Consider the following 10,966-nt stretch of genomic DNA (forward strand, 5'->3'; position numbering starts at 1 on the left):
TCACCGGGACGGCCCCGGGGGAGCCCGTCGCGACCCCGGGACGAGCCCCGCCGGGGTCGTCCCTCAGACGAAGGCGCCGATACCGGTGATCGCCCGTCCCACGATCAGGCTGTTGATCTCGCGGGTCCCCTCGTAGGAGTAGATCGCCTCGGAGTCCGCCACGAACCGGCCGACGTCGTAGTCGAGGACGATGCCGTTGCCACCCAGGACCTCCCGGGCCCATCCCACGGCCTCGCGCATCCGGGCCGTGCAGAACGCCTTGGCCATGGCCGAGTGCTCGTCGGCGTAGACGCCCTCGTCCTGGAGCTGCGCCAGCCGCACCACCATGCCCAGCGAGCAGGTGACGTTGCCCAGCATCCGTACGAGGAGATCCTGTACGAGCTGGAAGCCCGCGATCGGGCGCCCGAACTGCTCGCGCGTCTTGGCGTACTCCAGCGCGAGCTCGTAGGCGCCCATCATGCAGCCGACCGCCTGCCAGGCCACCCCGCCCCGGGTCTGCCGCAGGATCGCACCCGTGTCGCGGAACGTGTTCGCCTTCTGCAGGCGGTTGATCTCCGGGACCAGGCAGTTGGTGAGCGTGATGTCGGCGTTCTGCACCGTGCGCAGGGCTATCTTGTTCTCGATCTTCGTGGCGGCGAGACCGGGCGTGCCCTTCTCCACCATGAACCCCTTGACCTGGCCGTCGGCCTCGTCCTTGGCCCACACCAGGATCAGGTCGGCGAAGGTCGCGTTGCCGATCCAGCGCTTGGCCCCGTTGAGCACCCACACGTCGCCCTCGCGCCGGGCGGTGGTGCGCAGCCCCGCCGCGACGTCCGAGCCGCCCTCGGGCTCGGTCAGCGCGAACGCCCCGATCTTCTCCATGGCGGCCATCTGCGGCAGCCACCGCTCCCGCTGCTCCTCCGAACCCAGCCGGTCCACGCTGCCCATCGCCAGGCCGTTGTGGACGCCGAAGAACGTCCCCATCGAGGGGTCCACCCGGTTCAGTTCCAGCACCACGAACCCGGTCAGCAGGCTGCGCGCCCCCCGGTACGGCAGACCCGCGATGTCGAGCTTGGCGAACCCGGGAATGATCTGGTGCGGAAAGCGCGCGTTGGTCCACGCCTCGTTCGCGATGGGAGCCACCTCCCGCGCCATGAACTCCCGCACCCGGAGCACGATCTCCTTCTCGGAGTCGTCAAGGAGCGCGGAGTAGTCGTAGAAATCGCCGGTCATCATCGCCGTGGCTTCCCTCCGGTCGTCGTACCCGCTCACCTGCCCGCGAGGGGTGGGGTCAAGCAGTGAGACCACTCACAGGCCGGGTGGGGAGCAGACGGGGGCGGAGACGGCGAAGGCCCGGGTCGCCCCGGGCCTTCGCGTACGCCGCCCGCCCGTGCGGCCGTGTGTCTCACGGCCGCACGGACGGTGTCACGCGCGTGGTGCCGCCTCACGGCGGTACCCGTGTCGTCAGCGGCGGTAGTGGAGGCTGTACACGCGCACCCGATCGGTACGGCTACGGCTCTCCTCGAGCTCGTCGGTACCGTCGAAGACGGCGCGGTACTCACCGCTCTTGTAGGCGCGGGCCTTGGCGTAGAACGCGCCACGGCGGCCGGTGTCGGTGGAGGTCACGTACTTCCAGGCGCTGGAGCCGCGCTTGCGGAAGTAGATCTCGACCTCCTCGCGGCGGGCGCTCGTCCAGCGGTCGTCGTCGTTGACCTGAAGACGACCGGTGAAGTAGACCCAGCGGCCCTTGCGCACGACGTCGGGGTTCGCGGAGAACCGGTAGACGCGCGTGTCGAGCTTCTCGGCGTCCTTGTGCTCGACGGAGAAGTTGACCTCGTCGGTCACCTTCTTGCCGTCCTTGTCGTACGCGTCGGCGGTCGCGACCCAGCGTCCTTCGAAGTCGTTCTCGTCGAAGCTGGTCGTGAAGCGCCACAGATCGCCCTTGTGGAAGATCCTGGGCTCACGGGCGTCCTGCGTACGGAACTGGTCGGAGACCGGCTTGAGGCGGAGTTCGACGCGGGTGGCCTCGGTGGTGCGCACCTCGATCGTTACCCTGGTGTCCTCGTCCCCGTGAACGACGACCGGGTTCGGGTTGACGTTGTCGATGCGCACACTGAGAGCGACTCGCTCCGCGGAGGCCGTCCCGGCCGACATGAGCAGTGATCCGCTCACAGCCGCGGACAGCAGACCGATGGCGATTCGTTTCATCAAGACGCTTTCCTCTTCTCCCCGTTCGGCAGGCGCGGTCAGGATTGACCGTGCCCGCCCTATAAGACGTCCCGCCGACGGCCGATGTTGCCTCATTTCTCCAGAAAGTCTGCGTAAAGTCTCCGTAAGGTAACGTTTCGCCGAGGGTAACGGCAGGTCAGTCGGCGCTGAGCAGCCCTTCAAGATTTTTGCAACAAAAAAGGATTTGTCTGGTTTGTCGGGAATACGGGTGTGATTCGATCATCCTCTCGGGGCCGGAGAGACGGGCGAGCAGGCCGGGCCGGGCGCCCGGAGCTCGTGGGCCGGATAGCGTTTGCGCATGAGTGCCACCATCGTCGCCAAGGATCTGGCCGCCGGACACGGTGACCGAGCGCTTTTCTCCGGGCTCGACCTGGTGATCGCCCCCGGCGACGTCGTCGGCCTGGTGGGCGTGAACGGGGCCGGGAAGTCCACCCTGATGCGGATCCTGGCCGGCCTGCTCCCTGCCGAGCAGGGCTCGGTGCGGCTCAGCCCGTCCTCGGCGTCGGTCGGCTACCTGCCCCAGGAGCGCGAGCGCCGCGAGGGGGAGACGATCGCGGGCTTCCTGGCCCGCCGTACCGGGGTGGCCGCCGCGCAGCGCGCGCTGGACGCCGCGACCCAGGGGCTGGTCGACGGCACGCCGGGCGCCGACGACGCGTACGCCGCGAGCCTGGACCGCTGGCTCGCCCTGGGCGGGGCCGACCTGGAGGACCGGGCCGCGGAGGTCGTCGCCGAACTCGGCCTCGCCGTGGAGCTCGACCGGCCGATGACGGCGCTCTCCGGCGGCCAGGTCGCGCGGGCCGGCATGGCCTCCCTGCTGCTCAGCCGCTACGACGTCTTCCTGCTGGACGAGCCCACCAACGACCTGGACCTGGAGGGCCTGGAGCGGCTGGAACGCTTCGTCACCGGCCTGCGGGCCGGGACGGTCCTGGTCAGCCACGACCGCGAGTTCCTGGCCAGGACCGTCAACCGGGTGGTCGAGCTCGACCTCGTCCAGCAGCTGGTCCGGGTGCACGGCGGCGGCTACGAGGCGTACCTCACCGAGCGCGAGGTCGCCCGCAGGCACGCCCGCGACGAGTACGAGGAGTACGCCGGCACGGTCGCCTCCCTCAAGCAGCGCGCCGGCATGCAGCGGGCGTGGATGGAGAAGGGCGTCAAGAACGCGCGGCGCAAGGCGACCGACAACGACAAGATCGGCCGCAACTTCCGTACCGAGGCCACCGAGAAGCAGGCGGCCAAGGCCCGCCAGACCGAGCGGCTGATCGAACGGCTGGACGAGGTCGAGGAGCCCCGCAAGGAGTGGGAGCTCCGGATGGAGATCGCGGTGGCCCCGCGCTCCGGGGCCGTGGTCGCCACGCTGCGCGACGCCGTGGTCCGGCGCGGCGCGTTCACCCTGGGGCCGGTGAACCTGGAGATCGGCTGGGCCGACCGGGTGGCGGTCACCGGGGCCAACGGCTCGGGCAAGTCCACGCTGCTGGCCGCGCTGCTGGGCAGGATCCCGCTGGAGGAGGGGAACGCCTCGCTCGGTCCCGGCGTGGTGGTCGGCGAGGTGGACCAGGCGCGCGGGCTGTTCCTGGGCGACGAGGCCCTGGTGGACGCCTTCGGCGCGGCGGTGCCGGAGATGGCCCCCGCCGAGGTCCGTACGCTGCTCGCCAAGTTCGGGCTCCGTTCCGCGCACGTGCCACGACCGGCCGCCACCCTGTCGCCGGGGGAGCGGACCCGGGCCGCGCTGGCGCTCCTGCAGGCGCGCGGGGTGAACCTGCTCGTGCTCGACGAGCCGACCAACCACCTCGACCTGGCCGCGATCGAGCAGCTGGAGTCGGCGCTCGCCTCCTACCCCGGTACGCTGCTGCTGGTCACCCACGACCGGCGGATGCTGGACGCGGTGCACACCACCCGGCGCGTGCACGTCGACGGCGGCCGGATCACCGAGAGCTGAAGAGCCGACGAGTCGACGGGCGGGGCCGAGGGACGGGGCCGGACAGGGGCCCGCGGACGGGAACCGAGGGCCGAGGGGCCGGCCACCGAGGGCCGGACGAGCCTCTCCTGACCGGCTGACGTAACTTTCGCAAGCAGCCGCAAGTAATTACTTCTTTTGCCTTATAGTTTCATCATGACGCGACGGCTTGCAGAAGTGGCCAAGAAGGTCGGGATGAGCGAGGCGACGGTCAGTCGCGTGCTCAACGGGAAGCCCGGGGTCTCCGAGGCGACCCGCGAGGCCGTCCTCACCGCCCTGGACGTGCTCGGCTACGAGCGGCCGACCCAGCTGCGGGGGGACAGGGCGCGGCTGGTCGGGCTCGTCCTGCCCGAGCTGCAGAACCCCATCTTCCCGGCCTTCGCCGAGGTGGTCGGCGGGGCGCTGGCCCAGCAGGGGTTCACCTCGGTGCTGTGCACCAGGACCCTGGGCGGCGTCTCCGAGGCCGAGTACGTCGACCTGCTGCTCCAGCAGCAGGTGTCCGGCGTGGTCTTCGCCGGAGGGCTGTTCGCCCAGGCCGACGCCTCCCACGAGCACTACGAGCTGCTCCGCGAGCGGCGCCTGCCGACCGTGCTGGTGAACGCCGCGGTGGCGCACCTGGCGTTCCCCCAGGTCTCCTGTGACGACGTGGCCGCCGCCGAGATGGCGCTCGGCCACCTGCGGTCGCTGGGTCACGAGCGCATCGGCATGGTGCTCGGGCCCCCCGACCACGTGCCCTCCCGGCGCAAGCTGGACGCGGCGAAGCTCGACCCGGAGTTCGTCGAGCACACCATGTTCTCCCTGGAGGGAGGGCACGCGGCGGCCGCGCGGCTGATCCGCCGGGGCGTCACCGGCGTCATCTGCGCCAGCGACGTGATGGCCCTGGGCGCCATCAGGGCGGCCCGCAGGGCGGGGCTCTCGGTGCCCGACGACGTCTCGGTGATCGGGTACGACGACTCCGCGCTGATGAACTGCACCGACCCGCCGCTGACCACCCTGCGCCAGCCGATCGACGCGATGGGCCGCGCGGTCGTCGACCTGCTCGCCGCCCAGATCGACAAGGCCCTGGTCCCGGCCGACGAGCTGCTCTTCGAACCGGAACTGGTGGTCAGGGCCTCCACCGGGCCGGTGAAGCGCTGAGCGTCATGACAGCGCATTTTTTGCGGCTGCTTACTCTGCTTTTTCGTGTTCTTGCGACCTTTACGCCCGATTGACCTTTTCGTACGGACGATCGCGGCGGCTCCCCTGAAAGCGGCTAATTTAGGAGCTTTCAGGACAAAAGTAGCCATCCCCGGTATATCTCCTGACCGACCCTTTACCTCCGCCGTCACCCTCGGTAGCCTCATATGTCCTAAAGTGATCGCTGCGGGCAGGGGTCGGCCCCCTGTCTCTCCCCTCGGAAACGCATCCGGACGTTCGGGGGAAGACCGTGCGCAGAAAATCCATCGTGCTCGTCGCGGCGAGTGCGAGCACCCTCATGTTCCTGTCGGCCGCGCCCGCGGTGGCCGCGCCGACGGACGAGACCATCGTCACGTTCGCCGTCGAGGCGGGCTCCCTGGACATCGTGGCGCCAGCGGGCCCGATCGACCTGGGCTCGGCACCTCCCGGCGGCACGCTCACCGGGCCGATCGGTCCCGTCTCGGTCTCCGACACCCGGGGCGGCGCCACGTCGGAGTGGACGGCGTCGGTGTACGCGACGAACTTCGTCGCGGCCGCGCTGACGATCCCTCCCACCTCGATCGACTACTGGTCGGGGCCGACGACCGCCACCAGCGGCGGCGGCACCTTCATCCCCGGGCAGCTCACCGCCCCCGCCGCCGCCCCGCTCGACCTCGTCGCCACCCCGCTCGTGGCCTTCGCCCACACCGGCGGCACCGGAGGCAGCACGGCGACGTGGAACCCCACCCTGATCGTGAACATCCCGATCACGGCCCAGATCGGCGCTTACACCGGCACGGTGACACATTCGGTGGCGTGACCGTCTCGCGGCCCTGCTCGCGCTCCTCCTGCCACCGATCGCGCTCCTGTCGGGCGTCACCGCAGGCCGGGCCGGTGCGAGCGGGGCCGCCGACGACACCCCCCGCGGCACGATCGGCATCCGCCTGCTGGAGGCGCCGGTCAGCCGCCACGACGATCCCCGGGCGCTGTCGTACATCGTCGACCACCTGCGTCCCGGCACCACGATCGAACGGAACCTGGAGGTCTCCAACACCTCCTCCAGGCGGCGGCGCGTCGAGCTGTACGCGGCCGCCGCCGACGTCGTGCGCAACAGGTTCCAGCTCCAGCCCGGCCGTGCCCGGAACGAGCTGACCGGCTGGACGTCCCTGAACCGCGACTCGCTCGATCTGCCGCCGGGGGGGAGCGGGACCGCCCGGGTCACGATCGCGGTGCCGGAGTCCGCGTCGCGCGGTGAGCGCTACGGCGTCATCTGGGCGCAGGTCGCCACCCGGCGCGACCCCGACCGGCCCGTGCGCATCGTCAACCGGGTCGGTATCCGCGTCTACCTCGACATCGGACGCGGTGGCGAACCGCCGTCGGACTTCCGCATCGAGACCCTGACCCCCATGCGCGCCCCGGACGGCGCCCCGCAGCTGGCGGCGCTGGTCCGCAACACGGGCGGCCGGGCCCTGGACATGAGCGGCACGCTGTGGCTCTCGGAAGGGCCCGGCGGCCTGCAGGCCGGGCCCTTCCCCGCCGACCGCGGGGTCACGCTGACGCCGGGCTCCGCCGCCCCGGTGACGGTGACGCTGGACCGCCGGGTGCCCGACGGCCCCTGGAAGGGGAAGCTGACGCTGATGAGCGGCATGGTGAAGAAGACCGTCACCGCCACCTTCACCTTCCCGGTCGCGGGCCGGGGCCGTCCGGTCGAGCCCGATGACGACCTCCTGCCGCTGATCGGCCTGGTCGTGGGCCTGGTGCTGCTGCCGGCCGCCGCAGGTGTCCTGGTGATGCGCCGCAGGCGGCGTGGCAAGGCGCCGCGCCGCGTTCCCGCCGGCCGGGGCGGTCCGCTCCCCGGCGCGCGCACCCGGCGCCCCCGGACGGTGGGGGCCCACCGGCGATCCGGCGGGTGACACGGACGGCCGTCCCCCGGCCGTCCCCCGGTCGGGCCCTGTCCGATCCCCGTCCGGGAGTCGCGGTGACACGGACGGCCGTCCCCCGGCCGGACCCTGTCCGAGCCCCGTCCGGGAACCACCTGGAACCCCGTCGCGCCCGCGCGGGCCCTCGCCGGGCTCACCCGGTCCGACCGCTCGCCCGGAAGGAGCATCAGCCGACCGTGCCGGGGAAGGGGGACCGGTCAGGAGGTGCACATGGAAGCGCTGGGAATCGACATCGGCGGATCGGGCATCAAGGGCGCGCCGGTGGACGTCGCCAAGGGACGGCTGACGCGGGAACGGCTGCGCATCCCCACCCCGGACCCCGCCGAACCCGAGGCGGTGGCCGAGGTCGTGGCGAAGATCGTCGAGCACTTCGAGTGGCAGGGGCCCATCGGGGTGACCTTCCCCGGGGTCGTGGTCGACGGGGTCGCCAGGTCGGCCGCCAACGTGGACAAGGCGTGGATCGGCACGGACGCGCAGCAGCTGTTCTCCCGGGTGACCGGGCAGACCACGATCGTGCTCAACGACGCCGACGCGGCCGGGCTGGCCGAGGTGGCGGCGGGCGCGGCCAAGGACAGGCCGGGTGTGGTGATGCTGCTGACCTTCGGGACCGGGATCGGCAGCGCCCTGCTGATGGACGGCCGCCTGGTGCCCAACACCGAGCTCGGGCACCTGGAGATCAAGGGCAAGGAGGCCGAGAAGCGCGCCTCGGACCACGCCCGCGAGGCGCACGACCTCGGCTGGGAGGAGTGGGCCGAGAAGGTGCAGGAGTACCTGGAACACGTAGAGATGCTGTTCTCGCCCTCGCTCTTCATCATCGGCGGCGGGGTCAGCAAGAAGGCCGACAAGTTCCTGCCGCACATCAAGATCCGTACCCCGATCGTCCCGGCCGGCCTGCAGAACGAGGCGGGCATCGTGGGCGCCGCGATGGCGGCGACGAGGGCGTAACAGTGTCGGTCCGCGAGCCCGGGGAGGCGGCGCCCCGGGCCTCGCGGGATCGTTCCGCCGACGGCGCGGAGACGCCGCCGGGGAGCGCCGACGGGGGCGACTCTGAAACTTTCATCTGGTTCGAAACCCGTTCGGTGAGGTCAGGGGCCGACAGGTCGTCTCCCGGGGGTCCCCGAGGCGCAACACCCTGTACACACGCCGGAAACATCCGGACTATGGGAGCGCTCCCACCCTCGTCCTGGAGATGATCACGAATGACAGTCACTTCGCGTCGCCAAGCCTGGCGTAACCGGGCGGCGACCACGGCGGCCCTGCTGGTGGCCGCCGCCGGCCTCGCCACCGGCCAGGCCGCCACGGCGCACGCCGCAGTATCCTGCGACGTCGCCTACTCCACCAACGACTGGCAGGGCGGATTCACCGCCAACGTCACCCTCAAGAACCTCGGTGACCCGCTGAACGGCTGGACCCTCGGCTTCGCCTTCACCGGCGGGCAGACGCTCCAGCAGGGCTGGTCGGCCACCTGGGCCCAGACGGGCACCCAGGTCACCGCGAAGAACCTCGCCTGGAACGGCACCCTCGCCACCGGCGCCTCCACCAGCATGGGCTTCAACGGAATCTCCACCGGGAGCAACCCCAAGCCCACGGCCTTCACGGTCAACGGCGTCACCTGTGGCGGGCAGAACCCCACCAACCAGCCCCCCACGGTCGCCCTGACCAGTCCGGCCTCGGGCGCCTCCTACCAGGCGGGCGCGGCCGTGCCGCTGGCGGCCACCGCGAGCGACGACGGCTCGGTCAGCAAGGTCGAGTTCTACGTCGACGGCACGCTGGTCAACACCGACACCACCGCGCCCTACTCCTACTCCGCGACCGGCCTGGCCTCCGGCGCGCACACCGCCAAGGCCAAGGCCTACGACAACGCCTCCCCGGCGCTGTCCACCGAGACCGCCGCGGTGCCCTTCACCGTGGGCGGCGGCACCTCGACGCCGTCGATCGTCGCCTCCGCGACCTCGGTCAGCGTCCCCGAGGGAAGCTCCAGGACGGTCGGCTTCAGGCTCAGCCAGGCGCCGACCGGCAACGTCTCGGTCAACCTCACCAAGACCGGTGACGCCAGCCTCACCATCTCGCCCGCCACGCTGTCGTTCACCACGGCCAACTGGAACACGGCGCAGAACGTGACCGTCTCGGCCGCCCAGGACGCCGACGAGACGGACGGCACCGCCACCATCGCGGCCGCCGCCACCGGCCACACCGGCGTCTCGGTCACCGCGACCGAGGCCGACGACGACGGCGACACGCCGCCGGTCGGCGAGCACGTCGACAACCCCTATGCCGGCGCCGACGGCTACGTGAACCCGGACTGGTCGGCCAAGGCCGCCGCCGAGCCCGGCGGCGACGCGGTCGCCGACATCTCCACCGGCGTGTGGCTGGACCGCATCGCCGCCATCGCCGGCTCCTCCTCGGCCATGGGCCTGCGCGCCCACCTGGACGAGGCCCTGGAGCAGGACGCGGCCAACGGCAGCAAGCCGCTGACGATCCAGTTCGTCATCTACAACCTGCCCAACCGTGACTGCTCGGCGCTGGCCTCCAACGGTGAGCTGCTCATCTCCCAGAACGGCCTGAACCGCTACAAGACCGAGTACATCGACCCGATCGCCGCGATCATGGGCGAGTCGAAGTACCGCGGCCTGCGCATCTCGACGATCGTCGAGATCGACTCCCTGCCGAACCTGGTCACCAACCTCAACATCGCCAAGTGCCAGGAGGCCAAGGACAGCGGCGCCTACGTCGACGGTGTCCGCTACGCCCTGAACAAGCTGCACGCGATCCCGAACGTCTACACCTACGTCGACGCCGCGCACCACGGCTGGCTCGGCTGGGACACCAACTTCGGCCCCGCCGCCGACCTGTTCGCCAGCACCGTCGCCGGCACCACCGCGGGCTTCGACAGCGTGGACGGCTTCATCACCAACACCGCCAACTACTCGGCGCTGCGTGAGCCGCACTTCACCATCAACACCACCGTCAACGGCCAGACCGTCCGCCAGTCCACCTGGCTCGACTGGAACTTCTACGTCGACGAGCTCTCCTTCGCCCAGGCCTTCCGGAACGAGCTGATCCGGAAGGGCTTCAACTCCAACATCGGCATGCTGATCGACACCTCCCGCAACGGCTGGGGAGGCTCGGCCCGCCCGTCCGCTCCCAGCACCTCCAACGTGCTGAACACCTTCGTCAACGAGTCCCGGGTCGACCGGCGGATCCACGCCGGCAACTGGTGCAACCAGAGCGGTGCCGGTCTGGGCGAGCGCCCGCAGGCCAACCCCGCTCCGGGTCTGGACGCCTACGTCTGGATCAAGCCTCCGGGTGAGTCCGACGGCTCCAGCAAGGAGATCCCGAACAACGAGGGCAAGGGCTTCGACCGGATGTGCGACCCGACCTACGGCGGCAACGCCCGTAACGGCAACAACATGAGCGGCGCCCTGCCGGACGCCCCCATCTCCGGCCAGTGGTTCTCCGCCCAGTTCCAGCAGCTGCTCCAGAACGCCTACCCGGCGCTCCCCTAGCGGCTGATCCCGGGCCCACCCCCCACGGGGGCCCGGAGCGGGGTCCTTCCCCGCGACCCCAAGGCCCCGTCGTCCCGGTTCCGGGACGGCGGGGCCGCTCCCTGTTCCGGCCGTCCTCTCGGGCCTTCCCGGGACGCGAGCAGGTGCCCCGCCGGTCCTGCCGCCTCGCGGTCTGCGCCGTCACCCGCCCCCGGCCGCCGTAC

At 71.0% G+C, this 10,966-nt stretch carries 8 protein-coding genes; 6 read left to right on the top strand and 2 right to left on the bottom strand.

Annotated elements, in window-relative coordinates; genetic code table 11:
* Nucleotides 1-63: 63 nt before the first annotated feature.
* Both ACZ6RT_RS01255 and ACZ6RT_RS01260 read right to left on the bottom strand, forming a co-directional pair.
* Nucleotides 64-1,215: an acyl-CoA dehydrogenase family protein gene (locus tag ACZ6RT_RS01255; protein WP_399186920.1), complete on the bottom strand. Its 1,152-nt coding sequence runs from the start codon at nucleotides 1,213-1,215 to the stop codon at nucleotides 64-66.
* A gap of 228 nt (nucleotides 1,216-1,443) precedes the next feature.
* Nucleotides 1,444-2,187, bottom strand: coding sequence for a hypothetical protein (locus ACZ6RT_RS01260; protein ID WP_399186919.1), 744 nt, complete (start codon nucleotides 2,185-2,187; stop codon nucleotides 1,444-1,446).
* A gap of 319 nt (nucleotides 2,188-2,506) precedes the next feature.
* Here ACZ6RT_RS01260 and ACZ6RT_RS01265 point away from each other — a divergent pair, with 319 nt between their 5' ends.
* From ACZ6RT_RS01265 to ACZ6RT_RS01290, 6 genes are all read left to right on the top strand, one after another.
* On the top strand, nucleotides 2,507-4,144 hold the full coding sequence (locus tag ACZ6RT_RS01265) for an ABC-F family ATP-binding cassette domain-containing protein (RefSeq protein ID WP_470151745.1): 1,638 nt from the start codon (nucleotides 2,507-2,509) through the stop codon (nucleotides 4,142-4,144).
* A gap of 174 nt (nucleotides 4,145-4,318) precedes the next feature.
* Complete coding sequence (locus tag ACZ6RT_RS01270) at nucleotides 4,319-5,299, top strand: LacI family DNA-binding transcriptional regulator (RefSeq protein ID WP_399186917.1); 981 nt, start codon at nucleotides 4,319-4,321, stop codon at nucleotides 5,297-5,299.
* Nucleotides 5,300-5,588: 289 nt separating this feature from the next.
* Nucleotides 5,589-6,137, top strand: coding sequence for a hypothetical protein (locus ACZ6RT_RS01275; RefSeq protein WP_470151747.1), 549 nt, complete (start codon nucleotides 5,589-5,591; stop codon nucleotides 6,135-6,137).
* 283 nt (nucleotides 6,138-6,420) lie between these two features.
* Nucleotides 6,421-7,230, top strand: a complete 810-nt coding sequence (locus tag ACZ6RT_RS01280; protein ID WP_470151749.1) for a COG1361 family protein — start codon at nucleotides 6,421-6,423, stop codon at nucleotides 7,228-7,230.
* A 237-nt stretch (nucleotides 7,231-7,467) separates the two neighbouring features.
* Nucleotides 7,468-8,202, top strand: a complete 735-nt coding sequence (gene ppgK / locus ACZ6RT_RS01285; protein WP_470151751.1) for a polyphosphate--glucose phosphotransferase — start codon at nucleotides 7,468-7,470, stop codon at nucleotides 8,200-8,202.
* A 254-nt stretch (nucleotides 8,203-8,456) separates the two neighbouring features.
* Nucleotides 8,457-10,763, top strand: a complete 2,307-nt coding sequence (locus tag ACZ6RT_RS01290; RefSeq protein ID WP_470151752.1) for a glycoside hydrolase family 6 protein — start codon at nucleotides 8,457-8,459, stop codon at nucleotides 10,761-10,763.
* Nucleotides 10,764-10,966: the final 203 nt, after the last annotated feature.

It is taken from the genome of Streptosporangium sp. NPDC050148, from assembly GCF_055586505.1.

Excerpts from the sequence above, each read along its gene's own strand:
- ACZ6RT_RS01255 (WP_399186920.1), bottom strand. The coding sequence starts at position 1,215 with ATGATGACCGGCGATTTCTACGACTACTCCGCGCTCCTTGACGACTCC.
- ACZ6RT_RS01260 (WP_399186919.1), bottom strand. The coding sequence starts at position 2,187 with ATGAAACGAATCGCCATCGGTCTGCTGTCCGCGGCTGTGAGCGGATCA.
- ACZ6RT_RS01265 (WP_470151745.1), top strand. The coding sequence starts at position 2,507 with ATGAGTGCCACCATCGTCGCCAAGGATCTGGCCGCCGGACACGGTGAC.
- ACZ6RT_RS01270 (WP_399186917.1), top strand. The coding sequence starts at position 4,319 with ATGACGCGACGGCTTGCAGAAGTGGCCAAGAAGGTCGGGATGAGCGAG.
- ppgK (WP_470151751.1), top strand. The coding sequence starts at position 7,468 with ATGGAAGCGCTGGGAATCGACATCGGCGGATCGGGCATCAAGGGCGCG.
- ACZ6RT_RS01290 (WP_470151752.1), top strand. The coding sequence starts at position 8,457 with ATGACAGTCACTTCGCGTCGCCAAGCCTGGCGTAACCGGGCGGCGACC.